The sequence below is a fragment of the Bifidobacterium santillanense genome (genome assembly GCF_018555385.1).
GTDB lineage: Bacteria > Actinomycetota > Actinomycetes > Actinomycetales > Bifidobacteriaceae > Bifidobacterium > Bifidobacterium santillanense.
The window spans coordinates 36641-62114 of the sequence record NZ_JAFEJS010000010.1 but is presented as its reverse complement, the minus strand read 5'-3'; the positions used below and the strand labels follow the sequence as shown (position 1 = coordinate 62114).

The following is a 25474-nucleotide window of genomic DNA, read 5'->3' as shown; positions in this document are numbered from 1 at the left end:
CGGTCGCGGCCGCGATCGCTATCGGATGGAGGCGAAGGCGGGGTTGGCGGCGCGGGTGACGTCGCCCAGAACGTCCCTGACGTATGCGGCGGCCGCGCGCACCTCGTCGGGGACGTCGACGTGGGCGATGTAGTTCTTGCCGTTGGGGCCGTAGCCGTGCCCGTCGTCGGTCAGGCGGGCGGTGTCGCCCATCAGGAGGCTGACGTAGCGGTCGATCGGCCACATGCCCTCGGGAGTGCCGAGGGCGTCGTCATAGTCGAGCAGGTCCAACGGGGATGCGGCGTCGGGACTTGGCGCGGCCATGACGTTCCCGTTTGAAAGGGGGATCGCGGTGGCCGTGTTCGCATTGGGGTGGTCGGTGGTCCCGCTCGCATCGGGGTGGTCGGATGGTGCGACGACACGGACGTGGTAGGTCGCGTAGTTCAGGGCGAGCATGTCCGGGGCGAACTTCTCGAGACCGGCGGTCATGCGTCGCTGCATCGTGGCGTCCTGGGCGAGGACGACCGATCGGCAGTCGGGCATGTGCTCGCGCAGCAGGTCGAGCAGATAGGTGATGTTGTTGCCGCAGTTCGTCGACTCGGTCTCCAGCCAGTCGGCGTGGAGGCCGTGGCACGTGGCGAGGGCGGCGTCGAAGATGCACGCCTCCGGTTCGTCGTCGGCGATGGTCAGGTCGGGGAAGACGCGTCGCGCGACGTCGCGCAGCGTGCCGGTGGTGTGTCCGGCGCCGCCGACGATGACGTAGCGTCTGGCGACGTCGCCGCGCATCGCCTCGGCGAGCACGTCCACTCCGGCGATGATGCTGCCGCCGAACAGCACCATCGCGTCGACCCGGCCGTCGCGGATGCGCCCGTCGACCGGCTTGCCGGCGATGACGCCGGACGTGGCGGCCTTCCGCAGTGCGTCGCGGGTAGGGACGGGGATGTCGCGCGGCCCGCAGAATGCGGCGAGCGCATTGATCGCGTCGGCGAGCGTGCGGGGTGCGGTGGGGTGCGGCGGGTTCTTGGAGATTGTTGTGGTGGTGGATGCGGGTGTTGTGGTGGTCATGGCGATTCCTTGGTTGGATGTGGTGAGACGTCTCGGTATTGCCGGATGGCGCTGGCGCGATCGTCCTGTCGGCCGGGCGCCTCCGGGACTGTCGAATGGCGGTTGGCCGGAGTGTGCGTCGGAGCCTTGTCATTCGGATTCCGGTGCCGCCGCATGCTGGTGGTTGCATCGTGTGAAGTCCGTGGCGGGTTGCGCGACGGGTGTCGGGCGTCCGCTGCCAAATAATTGTATGAAATGTCATAAACAAATGAGGGTAATCGGTATGGCGTGTCGCAAGGCGGGACAACGGCTGCGAGTGGGTGTCGATAGGGGTGAATTGACAACGTCCATGTCGGATATATACTAAATGTATCAAACAAATCAAACAAACAAAACAGACATGGAGGAATCCACAATGAAGCCGAACAAGCCCGCCGCAGAAATGACCCAGCGCGAACTCGCCGCCTACATCGACTACTCGGTGCTCAAGCCCGAGTTCACCGAGGACCAGATCGTCGCCCTGACCAAGGACGGCGTCGAACTCGGCTGCGCGACCATCTGCATCAACCCCGGCTACATGGACCTGTGTGAGCCGTACGTCAAGGGCAGCGACACGATGCTGTGCCCGGTCACCGACTTCCCGTTCGGCACCAGCTCCACCGAGTCCAAGGTCGCCCAGATCGAGCAGGTCGCCAAGTACGACTCCGTCAAGGAAGTCGACATCGTCGCCAACTTCGGCTGGCTGCGCGGCGGCCAGTACGACAAGGTCACCGCCGATCTCGAGGCCTGCGCCAAGGCCGCGCACAAGTATGGCCGCGAGATCAAGGCCATCCTCGAGACCGACGCCCTCAACGAGGAGCAGATCCGCAAGGGCTGCGAGTGCATCATCGAGGCCGGCGTCGACTTTGCCAAGACCAGCACCGGCTTCCTGACCGGCTACGACCTCAAGGGCGCCGCCCCCGAGGTCATCGAGATCATGATGGACGAGATCAAGGGCCGCGTGAAGATCAAGGGCTCCGGCTGCATCCGCACCCGCGAGCACTTCCTCAAGCTCATCGACATGGGCATCGACCGCATGGGCGTCGGCTACCGCTCCGTGCCGGTGGTGCTCGGTCTCGATCGCTGATCGGGGGTGATGCCCAAGAGCTCATGACTCAGACCGTCAATTAATTTCCGTTCCGTTCGATGGGGCGTGTGCGTCAAGGCTACCGGCGCACACGCCCCATCGTCGTATGTGCGGAGCGGATGGGGTCTGCGCATGATCGGATCGGGATGAGTCGGATGATGCGTGGCCGTGGGGGCGACATGCGGCGAAGCCTGCATGGAACGGAATTGGGGGCATGCGCGAATGTCGCCGCGCATGCCCCCAATTCCGTCCGAATGCCGCCGGGCCGAGATCGAGACGGCTTCGATGCCGCCTCGCCGTCGATCGGCCTGGCGGCCCCGCCCTCCTACAGGCTCACCCGACGCTCGATGGCGGCGGGGTTCTTCGCGCCCGCGTTGCTGCTGTACAGCTCCATCTGGAACATGCAGCGTTCGGCGTTGGTCACCGATTCGGTGTACTCGTACACGAGTCCGGTGTCGAGGCGCGAGGTGCGGGTGATGCGGTAGCCCGGCGCGGGCGTCGTGCAATCGAGCAGCCTCGCGTCGTCGGCGCCGATGAGGATCGCCTCGATGGTCTCCGTGGCGTGGTGCAGGTTGAGTTCGTACCGGCCGGAGAGCGTCTGGTACAGCGAGTGCGAGGCGAAGTCGATCTGTTCGATGCCGGGGCACAGGTAATAGGGGATGCAGGTGTCCTCCAGCAGGATCGGGGTGGTGTCCGCGCAGCGCAGTCGGCGCAGACGGAACACGCGCTTCTGCCGCTGCGGCAGCTCCAGCTTCTGCTCGAGCTCGGGACTGGCCGGCTCGACCGCGCAGTCGAGGACGATCGACTCCGGTTCGGCGCCGAGCTCGCGCATGTTCTCGGTGAAGTTGTACAGGTGGTTGAGCGGCCGGCGCATCTTCGGGCTGGCCACGAACGATCCGCGGCCGCGCTGGCGGACGATGAGCCCTTCGCTGACCAGCACGTCCATCGCCTGGCGGATGGTGGTGCGGCTGATGCCGAGCTCGGCCGACAGCGCCGTCTCCGGCGGTATCTTGTCGCCGGGCTGCAGCGCGCCGCTGCGGATGCGCTGCTTGAAGAACGACGACACCTGCTCGTACAGCGGCGTCTCTCCGGTCATCGACGGCGTGAACGCCGCGATCACATCATCGGTACCCATGTCTGCTCCTTGCCGCGTGGGCGCATGACCGCGCGCACGCCTGTCCACGTTGATTCCAGTCTAAGCATACCAATGATTTGTATGAAATGTTTGATAGGTATATGATTAATTGACGTGAGGTATGGATTGTCTGCTTCACCCGGATACGGCGTCATGAACAGTCATCGCAGTCAAAGGAGAGGTCGATGCACGTACTCGCATTGGATATCGGAGGCACGAAGATCGCCGCGGCGGTCCTGGACGACGACAACGTCATCCTGCGCAAGTGGCGGGTGCCGAGTTCGCAGGATCCGGCGGACATCGACCGCATCATCGCGCGCATGTACCGTCGCGCGGCCGAGGAGTTCGCCGACATTGAGGCGATCGGGTTGTCGGTGTGCGGCAACGTACCGCTGGGGCGGCGCAGCATCGAATTCGCGCCGAACATCGCCGCATGGACGAACTATCCGCTGTCCGACAACGTCGAGGCTCTGATCGGCGGCGCGTGTCCGGTGGTCGTGGAGAACGACGCGAACTGCGCGGGATGGGGCGAATACGTCAAGGGCGCCGGGCGCGGCAGCCGCAACATGGTGCTGCTCACCGTCGGCACCGGACTCGGCGGCGCGATCATCATCAACGGCGAGCTGTACCGCGGGTCGTTCGGCATGGCGGGTGAGATCGGGCACACGCCGATGGTCCCCGACGGCGACACCTGCGGCTGCGGCCTGCGCGGATGCACCGAACGGTACATCTCCGGCAACGCCCTCGAACGATTCACCCGTTCCGCGGTGCGTCGTTGGCCCGACAAGAGCGGTCTGCTGATGGAGCTGTGCGACGGCGACCTGACGAAGCTCACCGGCGAACGAATCGCCCAGGCCCTCGAACAGGGCGATGAGCTCGCGCACTACGGATTCGGCAAGATCGGAGAGTGGCTCGGGCGTGCGATGGCCGCCACCACCGCCGTGCTCGACCCCGATCTGTACGTGATCGGCGGGGGCGTGGTCGCCGTGGGCGATGCATTGCTGGAGCCCGCGCGATACAACTACCGGAGGTTCCTCGAGGCGGGCGCCTATCGTGGTCTGGCCCGCATCGTGCCGGCCGAGGCTGGTCAGGACGCCGGACTGATCGGCGCCGCGGACCTTGCGCGTCGCTGATCCGGCCGATCGCCGGAGGCGGTCGATGCCGTAAGCTGGGCGTATGAGTGAACAGATGTCACAGGGGAATCCGCAGGGGGCGGGACCGGGGAACGTGTTCGTCGCGCAGCGGCGGTTCATGGTGATGGGCGTCGGGTTGTGCGTGATGGTCGCGGTCTGGATCGGGCTCAATATCCTGATCTCGGGGGCCGTCGCCCCGTACTTCCCGCACGGCGCGCCCTCGTGGGTGCTGATGCTGCTGTCGTCCGGTCCGTTGTATCTGGTGGCGATGCCGCTCGCCTCGACGGTGTTCGCGCGCGTGCCGAGACTCGAGACCCGGCGCTTCGCCCTCGGCGCGCGCGAGTTCCTCGCGCTGCTGGTCGCGTGCTTCCCGATCATGATGGTGGGCAACATGATCGGCACGGGGCTCTCGTCGTTGATCTCCGGCGGTCAGTCGACCAACCGCGTCACCGAGCTGGTGCTCCACTCGAGCCCGTGGGTGAACGCGCTGTTCGTGGTCGTGCTCGCGCCGATCCTCGAGGAGTGGGTGTTCCGCAAACAGCTCATCGACCGCACGCGCCGGTACGGCGAACGCGTCTCGATCCTGCTGTCGGCGTTCGCGTTCGCCCTGTTCCACATGAACCTGTACCAGTTCTTCTACGCGTTCGGCCTGGGACTCGTGTTCGCGTACGCGTACATGCGCTCCGGCCGCCTGCGCTATCCGATCGCGATGCACATGGTCATCAACGCGTGCGGGTCGGTGCTCGCGCCCGCGGTGCTGTCGCTGGCCGGTGACTCGGCCGGCGCGCTGGTCGGCGGGTCGATGAGCGACGCCGAGCTGGCGCGCATGGCCGCGACGGACCCCGCGTTCCTGCTCATCGGCCTGTATTCGCTGGCGATGATGGCGCTGTCGATCGCGGGATTCGTGGCGATCGTGCGGCATGCGCGCGACCTCGAGTTCTACACGGCGCCCGAGGAGCTGCCGGTGTGGACCGGCGCGCGTGTGGCGCTGCTCAACCCGGGCATGGTCGTGTACGTGCTGCTCACCGTCGTGCTGAGCGTGTGGGCGGGCTGATCAGCGGGTTCGCCCGTTCGCCTCACTCCGAGGCGCCGCCGTCCCTGACGAGGTAGTCGGCGTCGGCGATGGCGCGCGCGGCCCTGTCCTTGACGGTGGACAGCAGCACGCCCTCGCGCGCGAACAGCAGGATCTGCCCCTCCATGCCGTAGGGGGAGAAGCCGGTGAACTTGACGATTGGCGGGTTCTCCGGGCGCATCACGTCCGCGGCGCCATGCTGCACGCGGGTGGTCATATCGCGGCCGACCTCGTCCGGATCGCTGCCGCCCTTGACGGTGAACGGGATCGTCGTCATGCTCTCGTTCGACGCCGTGAGCTTGGTCAGCGACGCCGTGTTGAGGATCGAGTTCGGGATGACCATGCGGTCGCCGGCGCGCGTCTCGATCATCGAATGACGCCACGTGATGTCCACGACGGTGCCGGTCACGCCCTGGATGGTGACCGGGTCTCCCGGCTGGATCACGTGTCCGAGCATCAGCCCGAAGCCGCCGATCACGTTCGCGATCGTGTCCTTCAGGCCCAGCGACAGCGCGACGCCGCCGACGCCGAGGGCGGTGACGAGGGTCGTCGGATTGATGCCGAACACCGGCTGCAGCACCATCGTGGCCGCCGCGCACCAGACCACCACGCGCATGAGATTGATGAAGATCGAGGCGCTGGGGATCTGCGAGTTGTCGAGCACCTTGCGCAGCACGCGCCGCAGCACCCGATCCGCCACCCACGCGACGATCAGCACGATCAGCAGCCACAGCAGCTTGCCCGCGTTCGCGCGGAACCAGGTGCGTACGAGGTCATCAACACTAGTCACATCAACGGTATCCATGCGCTCCACCATAACCATACGGATGTGGGCGAGATGCGCATTCCCCGGAAAGATGATGTGAAGGTGTGGGGCTCGAGAGGCGGACGCAAGGCAACTCCGCCGCCGAAGTCGGACTGACGCGAACCGAGATGCGCGAAGGCGACTGAACGCTGGAACGGAGCGTGGGGAGGCGGTTCCCTGTTCCGGACCGTAGGCTTGGCCGAGCGGCCTTGAGCGTGTCCGGAACAGGGAACCGCCTCCCCACGCGGTCACGTACGTAACGAAGCGAGATCACACCATATGCTCGCGGCAGGTCTGGCCGAGTCCTCGGGCCAGACGCGTCGGATCGAGGATCTCGTCGAGCTGCTCGGCCGGCAGATCGGTCCGTTCTCCGGCGATCTCGCGCACCGTGCGCCCGGTCGCGACGGCCTCGGCGGCGATGGCCGAACCCTTCTCGTAGCCGATGTAGTGGTTGAGCGCCGCCGCGATCGACGGTGACGTCTCGGCGTGCGCCCGTCCGATCTCGGTGTGCACGACGATGCCCTCGACGCAGTTCGCGCGGAACACGTCCATCGCGTTCGTCAGCAGCGACATGCCGGTGAGCAGCTCGTGCACCATCACCGGGTCGAACGCGTTGAGCTGCAGCTGACCCTCGGCGACGGCCCAGTTGACGGTCACGTCCATGCCGAAGACCATGAAGCAGCACTGGTTGACGCATTCGGGGATCACCGGATTGACCTTCGCCGGCATGATGGACGAACCCGCCTGACGGGCCGGCACGTCGAGGTCGTTGAATCCGGCGCGCGGGCCGGAGTTGAGCAGTCGTAGGTCGTCGGCGGCCTTCTTGAGGTGCACGGCGAGGTTCTTGAGCGCGGCGGAGGTCGCCACGTATGCGCCCATGTCGGTCATCGCGGCCACCGGGTCGGGTGCGGCCGTGATCGGCAGCCCGGTGATGCGCGCCAGATGCTCGGTGGCGGACTTGCGGAAGCGCAGGTCGGCGCAGATGCCGGTGCCGATGGCGGTGGCGCCGAGGTTGAGCTGCGCGAGCTGGGGGACGAGCCGCTCGAAGCCGGCCAGATCGGACTTGAGCAGCGTGGCGAACGCGTGGAACTCCTGGCCGAAGGTCATCGGTACCGCGTCCTGCAGCTGCGTGCGGCCGATCGTCACGTCGTTGATGTGCCTGTCGGCGAGGTCGTGGAACGCCTTGGCGAGGCGCTTGGTCGACTCGGCCAGCGGGTGGATCGCGTCGATGAGCGCGAGCTTGCAGGCCGCCGGATACGTGTCGTTCGTGGACTGCGACTCGTTGACGTCGTCGTTGGGGTGGATGTACGCGTAGTCGCCGCGCCTGTGCCCGGCGAGCTCCAGCGCGCGGTTGGCGATCACCTCGTTCATGTTCATGTTGGTCGAGGTGCCGGCGCCGCCCTGCATCACGTCGACCGGGAACTGGTCGGCGAGCTTGCCCGACTCGATCTCGACGCACGCCTCGCGGATGAAGCGCGCCTTGTCGGGCGCGATGATGCCCAGCTCCTCGTTGGCCGAGGCGCAGGCGCGCTTGACCGTCGCGTAGGCGCGCACGAGTTCGGGGTGCGCGGAGTCGGGGATGCCGGAGACCGGGAAGTTGCCGATCGCGCGCTGCGTGTGGATGCCCCAGTACACGTTCGCGGGCACGGCCATCTCGCCGATGCAGTCGTGTTCGATGCGGGTGGGGGTGGTCTTGTCGTTCGTGGCGTCGTCGCCGGGGATGATGTTCGTTGCAGTCGTCATGCTCATGCCTCCATCATCCCCGGCGCCCGCCGGAAACGCCATGGCCGGAGGCGATTCGGCTCTGTGAGAAAGTTCACCGTCACCCTACGCGACCGTCGTGCGTCCGTCCGTCTGCTGTTGGTTGAAGATGCGGTTCCAGTAGGCGAGCATGCTCTCCTTGGACATCGACGTGTAGATGCCCATCGCGAGCACCGCCACGTCCTCGTTGAGCAGGTCCTGCATCGAGACGGTCTGGCGCAGCTCGGGCCAGCGCCGCAGGATCACGAGCAGGCCGCCGACGGTGAAGTCGAGCATGAGGTCGGTCTTGAGGTCGATGGTCGAGGGGGAGAAGTCGAGCATCTCCATGAGCGACATGCGCGCGAAGTCGCGCAGCGACTCGACCAGTTCGGGCGAGCTGTGGGGGCCGGCGAGCAGGGCGAGGTGGTTGAGGCGGTCCTGCTCGCGCGGCGTGGACATGAAGTGCGTGATGCGCCTGCGCCACTGCTCCTGCGGGTCGGCTTTCGGATCGGGCACCTCCTGGACCAGCGGGGAGTTCTTCACCTCGCTCAGGATGGCGGCGTCCGCGAGTTCGGGCAGACCGGAGAAGTGATAGTAGAACGAGTTGCGGTTCACCTGCGCCCGCTGCACGATGTCGGTGACGGTGATGCGTCGGTATTCGCGTTCCTCGAGCAGCGTCCAGAACGCGTTCTCCATGCGCTGCTTGGCCGGGGGGATGTTCGAGTCCCTGCGTGGACGGGGCATGATGGCACTCCTTTCGCGTCGTTCCGGTGTTTTCGGTCGTTATTGGACCATGTGTTGAGACGACTTGTCTAGACAGTATAACCAATAACGAGACATGCGGAATGCGAAGCGTGAGGCGCGAGGCGGGGAGGGGTGGAATCGGGGCTACTTCCGCCCGTTGCGGGCGGTTGCGGCCTTGACGAGGATCAGCACCGCCTCGAGCAGGTGTCTGCGGTCCTGCGGCGACAGGCCCAGCATCGAGCCGATCATCGCGGGGACCGATCCGGGGAATCCGGCGATCACCTCGGAGAACGTCGTCGCGCCGTCCGCATGCAGCACGGCGAACAGGGCGTCCACCGCGCGTTCGCGCTGCTCGACCGTCAGGCCGCGCATCCACGCGTTGAGCGACTCGTTGAACAGCTGCGAGCTCGACGCCAGATCGGGTTCGGTGGCGAAGTGGTCGCCGTCCACCTGCCACGAGAACGAGAAGTGCTGCATGATGCCGTCCGAGTCGGACGTCACCACACGGCACGGCTCCGGCGTCTCGAAGATCTGCCCGACGATCGACGAGCTCGGCACGATCTTCGTCACCTTGGGCTGGATGTCGAGATACTGGCGCGACGTGACGATGTTCGGCGGGAAGCCGGGGCCGTCGAGCGAATACACGTGGCGGATGCGGCGTTGGACCTGCTCGGTCGCGTTCATCGCCGCGTACACGGCCAGATTGCCGCCCTTCGAGTGGCCCGTCAGGACGATGTCGCCGCGCCACAGGCGGGCGACCATGTCGAGGTACGCGCTCGCCGCACGCTGCGCCGGCACCGGGTACTGGAAGGCCATGTTGAAGTCCTCCTTCCAGCCGATGAGCGAATCGTCGGTGCCGCGGAACGCGATGACCAGCGTGCCGCCGCGCGTCGGCTCCTTCCCGTTCGGGCGCCCGTCGAACCGTCTGCCGTCGGGCAGCATGAACGTCATCGCGGCGAACTGCGTCTGCTCGCCCGGATTGACGTGCTCGACCACCGCGCCGAGGCGCGTGTCGGCGAACCGCGGCGAGTCGGCCACGGCCTGGAAGAACGAGTGCGTCTCCTCGGGGTCGGTCAGCCCCACCATCTGCACGTCGTGCGGCCCGTCGGCCTCGTGCAGACGGTCGTTCGCCTCCGCGAGCGTGACCGAATCGAACGGCTCGCGCACGAGGCCCTTGAGCCACGCGAGCCACAGACGCGGATGGCGCGGCTCGAACGTGCGCAGCCGGGCCGCGAACGAGACCTCCTTGTCCTCGTCGAGCGTGAGCGTGGGGGAGATGCCGGCCACGTCCTCGTAGGCGAGCGAGGCGAAGACCAGCGCATCGACCTCGTTGAACGGGGCGTCCGGATCGGTGAACGGGCGCGATTCGGCCTTGACGTAGTCGAACACATTGCCCATCGCCGCGCACCTCCCTGCGGATCGTCATGGAAACGCCGTCGTCGTGGAGCGGCCCATCAGCCACCATCTTAATTCGCGCGTGGTGCGGCATCGTTGGGTGAAACGGGGAATTGTGTGGGAATCCCGATGGAATCGGGGAGATCGATTGGTGGCGCCCGGCCCGGTGCATCCCGCAAATCGTTGCGAATCCTTGCGACACGCCGATTGGCGCGTCCGATTTGCGCACGTCGCCGAATCCGCGTATATTATCCCCTCGTTGCTTCGCTTCAAGCGAGACACTTGCGGACATAGCTTAGTTGGTAAAGCGCAACCTTGCCAAGGTTGAGACCGCGGGTTCGAGTCCCGTTGTCCGCTCTCGGAAGGCCGGTTTCCGGCCTGATGAACGACCCGGGCGGTTGGCGCAGTGGTAGCGCACTTCCCTGACACGGAAGGGGTCACAAGTTCGAATCTTGTATCGCCCACCCGAGAAACGGCCGGCAGGTGACTGCCGGTTTTGTTTTTCTCGCACAACTGAACATCATCTTTCGGGCGATTGGCGCAGCGGCTAGCGCACTTCGTTCACACCGAAGGGGTCGTAGGTTCGATTCCTACATCGCCCACCCACAGAGAAGAAGAACAGGAAAGCCCCGGCGAACCGTCGGGGCTTTCGCATATCCGGACGAATCGCAGGAGCCGGCCGAAGGCGCCGTGCCCACGCAACCGAGCGGAGGGGCGTCCTTCTCCGTTGAGGACCGTAGGACTTGGCCGAGCGGCCCGGAGCGTGTCCGCAATGGAGAAGGACACCCCTCCGCGGGTGCCTGTCGATGCCGCCGTCAGTGCAGCTCGAGCGGCTGCGCCGGGTGACGTTTGCGCCACCACTGCTGGAGGAAGTAGGCCGCGTAGCACACGATGATGAAGACGATCTCGGCCACCAGCGCGAACCGCTGCTCCTTGTCGAAGAAGACGAGCAGGAATGAGGCGGTGCACAGGATGAACGCGCCCCACGAGGTGAACGGATAGCCCGGCGTCGCGTACTTGAGCTCGGAGGCCGTGTGCCCCGAGGCGATCCAGCGCCTGCGGAAGACGATCTGGCAGTAGGCGATCGCGATCCATACCACCACGGCGGAAAGACCGGACAACGCCACCAGCACCAGATACACGGTGGAGGCCGCGATCACCGACGAGAGCAGCGCCAAGAGACCGCCGGCCATCGCCGCGCACAGGGCCAGCATCGGCACGCCGTGGCGGTTCGTCTTGGCGAACCAGCGCGGGATCATGCCCTCGTTGCCCATCGACCACACCATGCGCGTCGAGGCGTACAGGCCCGAGTTCGAGGCGGACAGCACGGCCGTCAGCACCACGAAGTTCATGATGTCGGCCGCGTACGGGATGCCGATCGAGTTGAACACCAGCACGAACGGGCTCTCGCCCACGCCCGCCTGGCGCCACGGGATCAGCGCGCACATCACGGTGATCGAGCCGATGAAGAACAGCACGAGGCGCCACAGCGTCGTGTGGATGGCCTTCGGCACGGCGGTCTCGGGGTCGCGCGTCTCGCCGGCGGTCACGCCGATCAGCTCGGTGCCGGAGAACGCGAAGTTGACCGTCAGGATCGTGGCGAACACCGGCATGAAGCCGTTCGGGAAGACGCCGTCCTTGACGAGGTTGCCGAACAGCGGCGCGTGGTCGTAGCCGGAGATCGGCACGGCGCCGAAGATCGCGAGCAGGCCGATGAGGATGAACGCGCAGATCGCGAACACCTTGATCGAGGCGAAGACGAACTCGGCTTCGGCGAAGAAGCGCACGGACAGGGCGTTCGCGACGAAGATCAGGATGATACACGCCGCCGACCATATCCAGGTGGGCGTGTGCGGGAACCACCGCTGCATGAGCAGTCCGGCGGCGGTGAATTCGGAGCCGAGGGCCACCGTCCAGGTGAGCCAGTACTGGATCGCGATGACGAATCCGGTGCCCGGGCCGATGAACTTCTCGGCGTACACGTGGAACGAGCCGGTCACCGGCATCGCCACGGACAGTTCGCCGAGGGTGAGCATGACGAGGTAGACGATGAGGGCGCCGATGCCGTAGGCGAGGATCGTGCCGATCGGGCCCGCCTGCTGGATCGTGTATCCGGAGCTCAGGAACAGTCCGGTGCCGATCACGCCGCCCAGGGAGATCATCTGCAGGTGGCGCGATTCCATGCCTCGCTTGAGGTTCGTGTGCAGCGCGTGCTTGGTGCGCTTGTCGTGCGCGTTGTTGCCGTCGTTCGTGGCGACGCTGTTCGCGGTGACGCCGTCGTTGCCGTTGCCGCCGTCGCCTGCGGGTGACGGGGGAGCCGGTTCGGGGCGCTTGCGCATATCGGTGTCGGTCTTGATCATGCTTCTCTCTTGATCGATCGTGGTTGATGGTGAACGGTTTCCTTCGACGGGCGCCGCGCGGGGCGCCCAAGGCCGCGAACAGTATACGCGCGGGGCCCACTTTCACGAGGGGCTCCGCGCCGGACGTGCGATGTTGACGGTCTGCTTTGACTCGTCACCCGACGGGGCGTAAGGTGTGGGACATGATTTCTTTGCTGAAAGTCGCAGCGCCGCGACTGGACAGGACGAGGTCGGTGTCGGACAAGGTCGTTTCGGTGGCCGACATGGACTCGACGCATGCGGAGGCGCGACGCATGGTCGAACGTGGCGAGGTCGTGCGCGAGGGCGTCGACGGCCATGCGCCGATCACCGTGATCGCCGCGGACTATCTGGACAACGCCCTGGTGCGGTTCGGCCGCCCGTGGATCACGGTGCCCGGCCGGTCGCTCACCGTGACGGTCGTCACGATGGTCCCGGCCGAGGTGGCCGACGACGAGCTGCTCAACGGCTGGCTCGCGATGATCGCCGAACTCGCCGCGCTGGACGCGCTCGAGGGCGCGATCGACGAATGCGGCGCCCGTCCGTACGACGAGGACTGCGGATTCAAGCTCAAGTGGCCCAACGACATCTACTGCCATGGGCTCAAGATCGGCGGCACCGTGACAGAGGTCATGCCGGTGCCGGGGGATGCGTCGGAACGCGCGGTGGCGTTCAGCTTCGGCGCCAACCTGCTCGTGCCCGCCGATCGTCTGCCCACCGCGAAGGCCACGTCGCTGCAGATGAACGTGGGCCCGCTGCCCGGCATCGAGGCGTTGCGCGACGGCATCGTCTCCCGCTTCGTCGAGTCGCTGCGCGGACGTCTGGAGGCGTTCGTGAGCGCGCCGCTGGTGCAGTCCGGCAGGTTGCGCTCGGAGATGCGTCACGTGTGCTGGATGATGGGCCGCGAGATCGACGCGCAGCTCATCGACGGATCGGCCGTGCACGGCGTGGTCGTCGCCCTGAACGACGACGCGTCGATCAGCGTGCGCACGGACGACGGCGAGATTCGCGCGCTGCTGTCCAGCGAGGTGGGCCTACTGCAGTGAGGTGCGGATCGAAATAGGCCGGGCGGAGGGGGACTCTGCCCGTCCCTCCGGCCCGGCCGGTCCGTGGTCCGCTCAGCGCAGCCTGGCGAGGCCGGCGGCGGCGAGGGAGGCGACGAACGCCTTGACGACGTCGCCGGCGACGAAGCCCATCGAGGCGAGGGCCACGGTCTCGATCGGCAGTCCGGTCAGCGCGGACTGGACGAGGAATCCGAACGCGTAGACGACGGCCACGCCGCCGACGATGGCCACGGCGAAGTAGCGCAGCGCGGTCAGCGGCGCGGACTTGCCCGCCTTGCCGCGCAGCAGGGCGATGACGACGACGCCCGGCAGGAAGCCGAGCAGGAAGCCGGCGCTCGGACCGACCAGCGCCAGCGTCGAGGCGCCGCCGGCGAACACCGGCAGTCCCGCTGCGCCGGCGGCGAGATACGCGGCGACGGCCGAGCCGGCCTGACGCCACGGGAGCATGAGTCCGGCGAGCATCACCACGAAGGTCTGCAGCGTGATCGGCACCGGGGTGCCCGGAATCGGGATCTCGCCGGCCGCGGCGGCGATCCACATGAGCGCGGCGAACAGCGCCGGACGCCATGAGACGGCGGCCGCGCGGCGGGCGATGGAGAAGATCTTGGTTGCGGCCGGCTTGGCCGCGGCGCCGTTGGGGGCGATGGGTGCGTTGGACATGAGACGTGGGTTCCCTTCTGCTTCGAGTCCCGGCGATGACGACATCCGGGACGTTGCACCCGAGGCTAATCCCGCGAAGCTACGGTGACGTTTGTGGAACGTGACAAAAGTTTCCCCTTCGATTTGTAGACATTTTCGTTGAAAGCGTCAGTGATTGAGAGAAGAATCTGACGCCATGGGGCAAAATGTCAAGAAACTGCTGATCGCCAACCGCGGCGAGATCGCCCTGCGCGTGGTGAGGACCGCGCGCGAGATGGGCATCGCCACGGTGGCCGTGTACGCCGAACAGGACCGCGGGGCGCAATACGTCGACCTCGCGGACGAGGCGTACCTCCTGCCCGGCGACACCTACCAGGACACGTATCTGAACGAGGACCTGCTGATCGACATCGTCCGCCGGTCCGGCGCCGATGCGGTGCATCCGGGCTACGGCTTCCTCTCCGAGGTGCCGAGCTTCGCGGCCAAGGTCGAGGCCGCCGGCGCGATCTGGGTCGGCCCGCACCACACCGCGCTGACCGAGCTGGGCGACAAGATCACCGCCCGCCGCGTCGCCATGCGCGCCAAGGTGCCGCCGGTGCCGGGCCTGTCGGAGTCCGTCAGGGACATCCGCACGCTGCTCGACTTCGCGCACACGCACGGCTACCCGATCATGATGAAGCGCACGGACGGCGGCGGCGGCCACGGCATCACCGTCGTGCGCGACGACGAGGAGCTGCGCCGCTTCTACACCAACCACGACGCGCTCGAGGGCGGCGACCTCGACGAGTACTTCATCGAGAAGTTCATCGACAGGGCCCGCCACGTCGAGACGCAGTCCGGCCGCGACTCCCACGGCAACTTCACCGTCTACTCCACGCGCGACTGCTCGCTGCAGCGGCGCAACCAGAAGCTCGTCGAGGAGGCGCCCGCGCCGTTCCTGCCCGAGCGCGTCGTCGAGACGCTCAAGGAATACTCGCGCCGCCTGTTCGAGACGGTCGGGTACACGGGCCTGGGCACCTGCGAGTTCATGGTCACCCCCAACGGCAAGGTCTACTTCCTCGAGGTGAACCCGCGCCTGCAGGTCGAGCACACCGTCTCCGAGGAGGTCTCCGGCCTCGACCTCGTGCGTGAGCAGCTCGTCATCGCCGCCGGCGGCGAGCTCACGCCCGCGCCTGAGCCGCGCGGCCACAGCTTCGAGCTGCGCATCACGTCCGAGGATCCGAAGACGAACCTCACGCCCTCGGCCGGCACGCTGGAGCGCATCGTCTGGCCGTCCGGCCCCGGCGTGCGCATCGACACCGGCGTCGTCCAGGGCGACACCGTCTCGCCGAAGTTCGATTCGATGATGGGCAAGGTCATCGTCACCGCGCAGGACCGACTCGCCGCCGTGGCGCGCGTGCGCCGCGTGCTCGACGAGATGACGATCGAGGGCGTACCCACCCCGATCCCGCTGTTCAAGGAGATCTTCCGCGACGACGCGTTCACCGCCGAGCACGGCCACGCCTTCGACGTGAGCACGAAGTGGCTGGAGCGCACGTACCTCAACCGCGGGGCCGCCACGGCCAGCGCCGGGCAGCCGGCGTCCCTGTCCGCGGGCGCGGCCGGCGCCGAGGCGGGCGGCAGGGACGAGACCGAGACGTTCGTCATCGAGATGAACGACCGCCGGGTCAAGCTCACCGTGCCGCTCGACATCGTCGAGAACCTCACCGGCGGCGCCCGCGCCCGCGGCGCGAAGCGTCCGACGCAGCCGCTGCGCGGATCTGGCTCGCACGCGTCCGGCCCGGCGCGCGGAAGCGTCGACGACGGCGCCAAGTCCGGCGTCATCGCCTCCCCGATGCAGGCGGTCGTCACGCGCATCAACGTCGCCGAGGGGCAGCAGGTGGCCAAGGGCGACCTGCTCGTCGTGCTCGAGTCGATGAAGATGGAGAACTACGTGTACGCGCCGGCCGCCGGCACGGTCACGAAGATCTTCGTCGGCCCCGCCGACGGCGTGGAGGCCGGCGACACGTTGGTCACGCTGGACGTGGTTGGGGCGTCCGGCTCGGCCGGCGATGCCGACAAGACCGGCAAGTCCGACGCCAAGGGAACGAAGGAGGCCGCACGATGACCGACATCGTGAACATGCCCGCCGTGCGCGACGCCGTGGAGCAGCCCGCGCAGCAGCCGCAGCAGCCGCTGCGCGCCGCCGTCATCCGCGCCGCCGAACTCGCGCGCGACGCCGAGAGCCGCGCGCGCGACAAGCAGCACGCCAAGCACAAGCGGACCGCGCGCGAGCGCCTCGACCTGCTCTTCGACACCGGCAGCTTCGAGGAGATCGGCCGCTTCCAGGGCGGCAACATCAACGCCGGGGTCGCCGGCTCCGCTGTCATCACCGGCTTCGGCCTCGTCTACGGGCGCAAGGTCGCCGTCTACGCGCAGGACTTCTCCGTCAAGGGCGGCACGCTCGGCACCGCCGAGGGCGAGAAGATCTGCCATCTCATGGACATGGCCATCTCGCTCAAGGTGCCGGTCGTCGCGATCGTCGACTCCGGCGGCGCGCGCATCCAGGAGGGCGTCGCGGCGCTCACCCAGTACGGGCGCATCTTCCGCAGGACCTGCGAGGCGAGCGGCTTCATCCCGCAGATCTCGCTGATCCTCGGACCCTGCGCCGGCGGCGCCGTCTACTGTCCGGCCCTGACGGACCTCATCATCATGACGCGCGAGAACTCGAACATGTTCGTCACCGGCCCCGACGTCGTCAAGGCCGCGACCGGCGAGACCATCTCGATGGCCGACCTCGGCGGCGGCGACGTGCACAGCCGCAGATCCGGCGTCGCGCACTACCTCGGCGAGGACGAGTCCGACGCCATCGACTACGCGCGCACCGTGCTCGCCTACCTGCCGTCCAACTCGGACGAGCGGCCGCCGGTCTACGCCTACGCCGCCACCCGCGCCGAACGCGACACCGCCAAGCGCCTGGCGACCATCGTGCCGGACAACGACCGCCAGCCCTACGACATGCTCGACGTGATCCGCTGCATCGTCGACTACGGCGAGTTCGTGCAGGTCCACGAGCGCTTCGCCGCGTCCGCGCTCGTCGGCTTCGCCTGCATCGACGGGCACCCGGTCGGCGTGGTCGCCAACCAGCCGAACGTCAACGCCGGCATCCTCGACGTTGACGCCTCCGAGAAGATCGCCCGCTTCGTGCGCCTGTGCGACGCGTTCAACCTGCCGGTCGTCACCCTCGTGGACACCCCCGGATACAAGCCCGGCGCCGAACAGGAGCACGCCGGCATCATCCGCCGCGGCGCCAAGGTGATCTACGCCTACGCCAACGCGCAGGTGCCGCTCGTCACCGTCGTACTGCGCAAGGCGTTCGGCGGCGCGTACATCGTGATGGGCTCCAAGGCCATCGGCGCCGACATGAACTTCGCCTGGCCGAGCTCGCAGATCGCCGTGCTCGGCGCGGCCGGCGCGGTCAACATCATCCACCGCCACGACCTCGCCAAGGCCAAGGCCTCCGGGCACGACGTCGAGGCGCTGCGCGCGAAGTACATCGCCGACTACGAGGCCACCACCGTCAACGCGAACCTCTCGCTCGAACTCGGGCAGATCGACGCGATGATCGACCCCGAGCAGACGCGCGAGGCGATCGTCGAATCCCTAGCGACGCTCGCCGGCAAGCGGCGGGTGAAGCGCACCACCAAGCACCACGGCAACCAGCCATTGTGATCGGTCCGCTCGGCAGACCGATCACGCGAGGAGGTGGACAGTCCGGTGGACTGTCCGCCGACGGAGCCATCCGCATAGCAGAACGTAACCACAGACCTACGCAACAACACAGATAGGAACACCAACCATCATGACCACCTTCTTCCTCAACCGCCTGGCCGAGGGCGAACCGCACGCGCTCGCCTTCGCCGGCCAGTCCACGCCGTGGCCGGTCGCGCTCGCCGACCAAACCACCGACCCGGAGATCGCCGACGCGCTGCACGCGCACGTGGACGCCGCCTACGCCAAGCTCACCCCGGTCAACGCCGATCTGCTCGCCACCACGGGCCGGCCGGTCGACCTGTTCGGCTTCACGCCTAACCCGGCCCGTCTCGGGGCCGCGGCCGACGCCACCGCCTCCGTCGAGGGCATCGCCCTGACCCAGCTCGGCGCGCTCATCGACCTGAACCACCTCGGCTACGACGTCACCCGCGCGCACCCGACGGCCGTGCTCGGCCACTCGCAGGGCGTGCTCGCCGTGCACATGGTCAAGGCGATCCTTCAGGCCGGCTCCATCGACGCCGCCCGCGACCAGATCGACGAGATCCTCGCCACCGCCGCGCTGATCGGCGCCGCCGGCACCCGGGTCGCCCGCGAACTCGCACTCACCCCGCGCGCCGGCGAGGCCAGCCCGATGCTCTCCGTGCGCGGCGCCACGCGCGCCCAGGTCGAGGCGCTCGCCAAGCGCGTCAACAACCCGCGCGGCCCGATCTCCATCGCCGTGACCAACTCCGCCAACCACCACGTGCTCTCCGGCTTCCCGGAGGACCTCGCCGCGTTCGGCGTCGAGGCGGCCAAGGAGCACAGGAAGCAGGCCCGCCTGCGCGAGGAGAAGGTGCGCGGCGGCGCCGTGTTCGCGCCCGTGCTCGAATACCTCGACGTCACCCTGCCGTTCCACTCCCCGCTCATGAGGCCGGCCGTCGAGCAGGCCGTCGCATGGGCCGGCGCGTGCGGCTTCGACGAGGACCGCGCCCGCGCGCTCGCCGAGGAGGTGCTCCTCAACCACGTCGACTGGGCCGCCCGCGTGCGCGCCGCGCTCGAGGACGCCGACCCGGCCAAACTGTGGATCGTCGACCTGGGTCCGGGCAACACGCTCGGCAAGCTCATCGGCAACGTCGTCGAGGGCACCGGCGTGGGCGTCGTCGAGGCGACCACCCTCGCCGAGCGCGCCGCGCTCTCCACCGCGACCGCCGAGCCCGCCCGCACCCAGAACTGGAAGGCGTTCGCACCGCACGTGGCCTCCACGCCCGCCGGCGACCGCCTGGTCACCCGGTTCTCCGAGCTCACCGGCAAGCCGCCGGTGCTGCTGCCCGGCATGACCCCCACCACCGTCGACCCCGAGATCGTCGCGGCCGCCGCGAACGCCGGCTACTGGGCCGAGCTCGCCGGCGGCGGCCAGGTCACCGCCGAGGTGTTCGACCGCCACGTCGCCCGCCTCGAGGAGCTGCTCGACGAGGGCCGCACCGTCGAGTTCAACGCGATGTTCATGGACCGCTACCTGTGGAACCTGCAGTTCGGCTCCTCGCGCATCGTGCCGAAGAAGCGCGCGTCCGGCGCCCCGATCGACGGCGTCGTCGTCTCCGCCGGCGTGCCCGAGCTCGACGAGGCCGTCACGCTGATCGCACAGCTGAAGAAGGACGGCCTGCCGTACGTGAGCTTCAAGCCCGGCACCGTCGACCAGATCCGCCAGGTCATCCGCATCGCCAAGGCCGTCGCCCCGACCGTCATCCTCATGCAGGTCGAGGGCGGCGCCGCCGGCGGCCACCACAGCTGGGAGTCGCTCGACGACCTGCTGACCTCCACCTACGCCGAGGTGCGCGCCTGCGACAACCTCGTGCTCGTCGCCGGCGGCGGCATCGGCACGCCCGAACGCGCGGCCGACTACCTGTCCGGCGAATGGTCGCGCGCCTACGGCCTGCCCGACATGCCGGTCGACGGCGTGCTCGTCGGCACCGCCGTGATGACCGCCAAGGAGGCCCACACCAGCCCCGAGGTCAAGAAGCTGCTCGTCGCGACGCCCGGCATCACGCCCGAGACCGCCGCTGCCGCCGGCGAGGCCGACCCGTTCGGTCCGGCCGGCGAGACGTGGGTGCCGTCCGGCAAGTCCGTGGGCGGCGTCGCTTCCGGCCTGTCCCACCTGCACGCCGACATCTACGAGGTGGAGAACGCCTCCGCCGATTGCGGCCGACTGCTCGTGCGCGTCATGAAGCACCCGGAGGAGCTCGAATCCCGTCGCGACGAGATCATCGCCGCGCTCGACAGGACCGCCAAGCCGTACTTCGGCGACCTGAAGTCGATGACCTACCTCCAGTGGGCCCAGCGCTTCGCCGAGCTCGCCTACCCGTGGGTCGACGACACGTACGCCGACCGCTTCCTCGACCTGCTGCACCGCATCGAGGCCCGCGTCGCCAACGTCGACTCCGGCGAGTTCGACTCCAGGCTCGACGTGACGCGCGACGACGTGATCGCCGACCCCGCGCCGGCCATCGCCGCCCTGAAGAAGGCGTATCCGCAGGTCGCCGACATCACCGTGACCCCCGCCGACGAGGCGTGGTTCCCGGTGCTCGTGCGCGAATACCCCAAGCCGATGCCGTTCGTGCCGGTCATCGACAACGACCTGCTGCGCTGGTGGGGCCAGGACCAGCTGTGGCAGTCCGAGGACCCGCGCTACCCGGCTGACTCCGTGCGCGTCATCCCCGGCCCGATCTCCGTGGCCGGCATCACGACCGTCGACGAGCCGGTGGCCGACATCCTCGGCCGCTTCGAGGCCGCCGCGATCGAGCGCGCGAAGACGCTCGACGGCGAGACTGCCGCGACCGAGCCGCTCTACGCGACGCTCGGCGAGGCCGTGAACGCCGAGGACTTCATCCGCAAGTCCCCGAACATCTCCTGGGTCGGCCACGTGACCGACAACCCGGCCTACGGCACCGCGCTCGGCGACAAGGACTACGAGATCCGCGCCGTCGACGAGGCCAAGGGCGAGTACGACCTCGACATCCACCTCGACACCTACTGGGACAACGACCCGGACGGCGGCGCCTCCAAGCACGCCGTGCGCGACATCGTCATCCCGCTGACGGTGCCGAAGGACGCGACCGGCGGCATGCCGATCGTCAACCGCGAGCGCCTCATCCCCGACGTGTACGCGATGCTCGCCGCCACGGCCGGCATCGGCAACACCGCCATCACCGGCGACGAGCTCGTCGCGATGCCCGAGATCGAGAAGGCCGAGGGCGACAAGGGCCATCCGTTCGGCGTCGCGCACGCCCACTACACGTTCTCCGCGAACCTCGGCTACGACCACGAGGCCGCGACCGGCGGCGCTCTGCCGGACACCCTCAGGGCCTCCCGCATCGCGCCCGACGCGCTGGTCGGCCCGGCCTGGCCGGCGATCTACGCCGCGCTCGGCTCCGTGTCCGTCAAGGGCTACCCGGTCATCGAGGGCCTGCTCAACGCCGTCCACCTCGACCACCTCATTGAACTCGAGGAGAGCGAGGACGAGCTCCTCAGGCACGTCGGCGAGACCGTCGCCCTCGAATCCTGGGCCGAGGACTACTTCGAGTCCGCCTCCGGCCGCGTCGTCACCATCCACGTGACGCACACCGCCGCCGACGGCACCCTGCTCGCCCGCGAGACCGAGCGCTTCGCGATCCGCGGCCGCGTCTACTCCGACGCGCTGCCGCCTGAGGCGCCGGAATACGGCGACTGGCTCGCCTCCCACCCGACCGCCTCCGAGGAGGACGGCGAGGAGCGGACCGCGATCCTGCCGACGCCGCGCCGTCTGCTGCGCCGCGTCACGGTCACCGCTCCGGGCGACATGACCGCGTTCGCCCGCACCTCCGGCGACTTCAACCCGATCCACACCTCGAAGCGCGGCGCGGCCATCTCCGGCCTCGCGGCCCCGCTCGTGCACGGCATGTGGCTGTCCGCCACCGCCCAGCACGCCGCCCAGGCGACCGACGACAAGGGCGCCCACTACGAGATCGCCGGCTGGACCTACAACATGTACGGCATGGTCCAGCTGAACGACCGCGTCGAGATCTCCGTCGAACGCGTCGGCAAGGTCGACCACGGCGGCATGGCCCTCGAGGTCACCTGCCGCATCGCCGGACAGCTCGTCTCGCGCGGTACCGCGCTCGTCCGCGCCCCGCGCGCCGCCTTCGTCTACCCCGGTCAGGGCATCCAGAAGCAGGGCATGGCCCTCGACGAACGCGCCAAGTCGCCCGCCGCCCGCGACGTGTGGGAGCGCGCCGACAGGCTCACCCGCGCCAAGCTCGGCTTCTCGATCATCGCCCTCGTGCGCGATAACCCGAAGGAGCTCACCGCCAACGGCGTCACCTACCGCCACCCGGAGGGACTGCTCAACCTCACGCAGTTCACGCAGGTCGCGCTCGCCACCGTCGCGTTCGCCCAGACCGCGCGTCTGCGCGAGTCCGGCAGCGACATCTGGCCGGCCTACTTCGCCGGCCACTCGCTCGGCGAGTACAACGCCCTGTCCGCGTTCGCCGGCGTGATCCCGCTGGAGACCGTGCTCGAGCTCGTGTTCCACCGCGGCTCGACGATGCACCACTTGATCGAGCGCGACGCGCAGGGCCGCTCCAACTACCGCATGGGCGCGCTGCGCCCGAACCAGTTCGGTGTGGACGACGCGCACGTCAAGGCGTACGTGGAGTCCGTCGCCGAAAAGAGCGGCGAGTTCCTGCAGATCGTCAACTACAACCTCGCGGGCGCGCAGTACGCGGTCGCCGGCACCATCGCCGGCCTCAAGGCCCTGAAGGAGGACGCGAACCGCCGCGCCAGGGAGGCGGGTGGCAAGCCGGCGTTCATGCTCGTGCCGGGCATCGACGTGCCGTTCCATTCCACGCTGCTGCGCAAGGGCGTGCCGGAGTTCCGCGACAAGCTCGACGCGCTGCTGCCCAAGCACATCGACTACCGCGGGCGTCTGGTCGGCCGCTACATCCCGAACCTCGTGGCCTGCCCGTTCGAGATGACGCGCGAGTTCGCGGCGAAGATCCTCGAGGTCGTGCCGTCGACCCGCATCAAGGAGGCGCTCGACGACCCGGCCGTGTGGGACTCCTACGCGGAGGACGACCAGAAGCTCGGCCGCCTGCTGCTGACCGAGCTGCTCTCCTGGCAGTTCGCCTCCCCGGTGCGCTGGATCGAGACCCAGTCGCTGCTCTTCCGCCACGCCGCCCAGGGCGGTCTCGGCGTCGAGGAGTACGTCGAGGTCGGCCTCGGCAACGCCCCGACCCTCGCGAACCTCGGTGCCAAGACCCTGCGTCTGCCCGAGTTCTCCACCACCGACGTCACCGTCTACAACGTCGGCCGCGACGAGGGCCGCGTCTATATGACGGATTCCGACTCGCTCGTGCCGGACGAGCCGGAGGCCGAGTCCGCCCCGGTCGAGGCGGCCGCCGCTCAGCCCGCTCCCGCCGCCGTGTCCGCTCCGACCGCCGCCGCCAAGCCTGCCGCCGAGCCGGCCCCGGTCCAGGCCGCCGCCCCGGCAGCCGGCTCCGCCGTCGCCGACCTCGGTTCCGCGGCCGCCGGCCCGGCCGAGGACCTGCCGTTCAAGGCGTCCGACGCGATCGGCGTGCTCATGGCCTACTCCGCCAAGCTGCGCCTCGACCAGATCGGCTCCTCCGACACCACCGACACCCTGACCAACGGCGTCTCCTCGCGCCGCAACCAGCTGCTCATGGACATCAGCTCCGAACTGGGCGTGGCCAGCGTCGACGGCGCCGCCGAGGCGACCCTCGACCAGCTCGCCAAGCTCGTCAACAAGGTCGCCCCGAACTACAAGCCGTTCGGACCGGTCCTCTCCGAGGCCATCCGCGACCGTCTGCGCGCCCTGTTCGGCGCCGCCGGCGTCAAACCCGCGCACATCCGCGAGCGCGTGACCGGCGTGTGGAAGCTCGGCGAGGGCTGGGTGGCCGCCACGACCGCCGCGCTCCTGCTCGACACCCGCGAGGGCGCGAGCTCCCGCGGCGGCGACCTCGCGAAGCTGCCGACCGGCGCCGTCGCCAACGCGGCCGCCGCCGACCAGCTCATCGACGACGCCGTGGCCCTCGTCGGTCAGACCAAGGGCGTGGCCGTCTCCAAGCCGTCCGCCGGCGGTTCGGCCGGCGGCGCGGTGGTCGACTCCGCCGCGCTCGACGCCTTCGCCGAGAAGGTCACCGGCTCGAACGGCGTGCTCGCCGCCACCGCACGCTTCGTCCTGAACGAGCTCGGCGTGGCCGCCCCGGCCCCCGAGGAGGGCGAGGACGAGAACGCCGCCGTGGTCGAGGCCGTCAACGCGGAGCTCGGCTCCGACTGGCCCAAGCAGGTCGAGCCGCGCTTCGACGCCGCCAAGGCCATCCTCCTCGACGACCGCTGGGCCTCCGCCCGCGAGGACCTCGCCCGCGCGTTCTACGAGCACGACGCCTCCGCCCTCGAGGGCTCCTTCGTGGGCCTGGGCAAGGCCGTCGCCGCCGAGGCGCGGTGGTTCGCCTCCAAGGCGGACGACGAGGCGCTCAAGGACGTCTTCGCCCGCATCGCCGCCGAGGCCCTCGAACCGGCCTCGTCCGACGACGCCGCGTCCCGCTTCGCGGGCGACGTCGCCGTGGTCACCGGCGTGAGCCCGAACTCAATCGCCGCGCAGGTGGTCGAGGGTCTGCTTGCGGGAGGCGCGACCGTCCTCGCCACGTCGCACAGCTTCAGGCCGTCGATCAAGGCGTGGGCCAAGCAGGCGTACCGCTCCCACGCGGCCGGCGACGCCCGCCTGTGGCTCGTGCCCGCGAACCTGTCCAGCTTCCGCGACGTCGACGCGCTCGTCGACTGGGTCGGCAACGTCCAGAAGAAGACGACCGGCGCGACGACCACCATCCTCAAGCCCGCGTACGAGCCGACGCTGTTCTTCCCGTTCGCGGCCCCGCCGGTCCACGGCACCCTCGCCGACTCCGGCGAACTGTTCGAGTCGCAGGCGCGCCTGATGCTCTGGGGCGTCGAGCGCGCGATCGCCGGCCTGTCCCGTATCGGCGCCGACACCGACGTGCAGCACCGTCTCCACGTCGTCCTGCCCGGTTCCCCGAACCGTGGCGTGTTCGGCGGCGACGGCGCGTACGGCGAGGTCAAGTCGGCCTTCGACGCGGTCGTCAACCGCGCCCGCGCCGAGCGCGACGCGTGGGCGGGCCGCGTGACCTTCGCCCACCCGAAGATCGGCTGGGTGCGCGGCACCGGACTCATGGGCGGCAACGACCCGCTCGTCGCGGTCGTCGAACGCCACGGCATCCACACGTACTCGACCGAACAGATCGCGGCCAAGCTGCTCGACCTGTGCACCGCCGAATCGCGCGAGGCGGCCGCCAAGGCGCCGCTCGACGTGGACCTGACCGGCGGCCTCGGTTCCGAGCCCATCGACATCAAGGCGCTGCGCGCGGAGGCCGAGGCGGACGCCGCCAAGGCCGCCGCATCGGACGCCGCGAAGGGCGAACC

General features: G+C 68.6%; 14 protein-coding genes, 3 tRNA genes and 1 pseudogene. 10 read left to right on the top strand and 8 right to left on the bottom strand.

What is annotated here, in order from left to right:
* Positions 1 to 18: 18 nt before the first annotated feature.
* Complete coding sequence (locus JS528_RS09050; protein WP_214358735.1) at positions 19 to 1044, bottom strand: YdcF family protein; 1026 nt, start codon at positions 1042 to 1044, stop codon at positions 19 to 21.
* Between the two features lie 394 nt (positions 1045 to 1438).
* On the opposite strand from JS528_RS09050, the gene deoC reads away from it, so the two are divergent.
* Positions 1439 to 2149: a deoxyribose-phosphate aldolase gene (deoC, locus tag JS528_RS09045; RefSeq protein WP_214358734.1), complete on the top strand. Its 711-nt coding sequence runs from the start codon at positions 1439 to 1441 to the stop codon at positions 2147 to 2149.
* A gap of 325 nt (positions 2150 to 2474) precedes the next feature.
* Here the strand turns inward: deoC and JS528_RS09040 are convergent, their stop codons facing one another.
* A complete protein-coding gene (locus JS528_RS09040; RefSeq protein ID WP_214358733.1) occupies positions 2475 to 3284 on the bottom strand; it encodes a GntR family transcriptional regulator in 810 nt (269 codons plus the stop codon).
* Between the two features lie 185 nt (positions 3285 to 3469).
* Between JS528_RS09040 and JS528_RS09035 the strand changes: the two genes are divergently transcribed.
* Positions 3470 to 4417 (top strand): ROK family glucokinase, encoded by a 948-nt coding sequence (locus tag JS528_RS09035; protein ID WP_214358732.1) that lies wholly within the window; start codon positions 3470 to 3472, stop codon positions 4415 to 4417.
* 43 nt (positions 4418 to 4460) lie between these two features.
* Positions 4461 to 5471: a CPBP family intramembrane glutamic endopeptidase gene (locus tag JS528_RS09030; RefSeq protein ID WP_214358731.1), complete on the top strand. Its 1011-nt coding sequence runs from the start codon at positions 4461 to 4463 to the stop codon at positions 5469 to 5471.
* 22 nt (positions 5472 to 5493) lie between these two features.
* Here the strand turns inward: JS528_RS09030 and JS528_RS09025 are convergent, their stop codons facing one another.
* From JS528_RS09025 to JS528_RS09010, 4 genes are all read right to left on the bottom strand, one after another.
* Entirely contained in the window at positions 5494 to 6294 is an 801-nt protein-coding gene (locus JS528_RS09025) for a mechanosensitive ion channel family protein (RefSeq protein ID WP_214358730.1), read from the bottom strand.
* Positions 6295 to 6564: 270 nt separating this feature from the next.
* A complete protein-coding gene (locus JS528_RS09020; protein ID WP_214358729.1) occupies positions 6565 to 8037 on the bottom strand; it encodes an aspartate ammonia-lyase in 1473 nt (490 codons plus the stop codon).
* 84 nt (positions 8038 to 8121) lie between these two features.
* Entirely contained in the window at positions 8122 to 8778 is a 657-nt protein-coding gene (locus JS528_RS09015) for a TetR/AcrR family transcriptional regulator (protein WP_214358728.1), read from the bottom strand.
* Positions 8779 to 8922: 144 nt separating this feature from the next.
* A complete protein-coding gene (locus tag JS528_RS09010; RefSeq protein WP_214358727.1) occupies positions 8923 to 10176 on the bottom strand; it encodes a DUF2974 domain-containing protein in 1254 nt (417 codons plus the stop codon).
* A gap of 281 nt (positions 10177 to 10457) precedes the next feature.
* On the opposite strand from JS528_RS09010, the gene JS528_RS09005 reads away from it, so the two are divergent.
* From JS528_RS09005 to JS528_RS08995, 3 genes are all read left to right on the top strand, one after another.
* Positions 10458 to 10530, top strand: a tRNA-Gly gene (locus JS528_RS09005).
* A gap of 35 nt (positions 10531 to 10565) precedes the next feature.
* Positions 10566 to 10637: transfer RNA gene (locus JS528_RS09000), tRNA-Val, on the top strand.
* Between the two features lie 65 nt (positions 10638 to 10702).
* A tRNA-Val gene (locus tag JS528_RS08995) sits at positions 10703 to 10775 on the top strand.
* Positions 10776 to 10988: 213 nt separating this feature from the next.
* Here JS528_RS08995 and JS528_RS08990 read toward each other — a convergent pair.
* Entirely contained in the window at positions 10989 to 12356 is a 1368-nt protein-coding gene (locus JS528_RS08990; protein WP_240541437.1) for an amino acid permease, read from the bottom strand.
* 359 nt (positions 12357 to 12715) lie between these two features.
* Here JS528_RS08990 and JS528_RS08985 point away from each other — a divergent pair, with 359 nt between their 5' ends.
* Positions 12716 to 13597, top strand: coding sequence for a biotin--[acetyl-CoA-carboxylase] ligase (locus JS528_RS08985; RefSeq protein ID WP_214358725.1), 882 nt, complete (start codon positions 12716 to 12718; stop codon positions 13595 to 13597).
* 72 nt (positions 13598 to 13669) lie between these two features.
* Here the strand turns inward: JS528_RS08985 and JS528_RS08980 are convergent, their stop codons facing one another.
* Complete coding sequence (locus JS528_RS08980) at positions 13670 to 14275, bottom strand: biotin transporter BioY (RefSeq protein WP_214358724.1); 606 nt, start codon at positions 14273 to 14275, stop codon at positions 13670 to 13672.
* A gap of 175 nt (positions 14276 to 14450) precedes the next feature.
* Between JS528_RS08980 and JS528_RS08975 the strand changes: the two genes are divergently transcribed.
* The 3 genes and pseudogenes from JS528_RS08975 to JS528_RS08965 all read left to right on the top strand — a co-directional run.
* The gene (locus JS528_RS08975) at positions 14451 to 16361 is read left to right on the top strand and encodes an acetyl/propionyl/methylcrotonyl-CoA carboxylase subunit alpha (RefSeq protein ID WP_214358723.1); all 1911 of its coding nucleotides are present in this window, start codon (positions 14451 to 14453) and stop codon (positions 16359 to 16361) included.
* Entirely contained in the window at positions 16358 to 17965 is a 1608-nt protein-coding gene (locus tag JS528_RS08970) for an acyl-CoA carboxylase subunit beta (protein WP_214358722.1), read from the top strand. The genes JS528_RS08975 and JS528_RS08970 overlap by 4 nt, the downstream gene beginning before the upstream one ends.
* Positions 17966 to 18095: 130 nt before the next feature.
* A pseudogene (locus JS528_RS08965) lies at positions 18096 to 25452 on the top strand (fatty acid synthase subunit beta domain-containing protein); the annotation flags it as partial.
* Between the last annotated feature and the right edge of the window lie 22 nt (positions 25453 to 25474).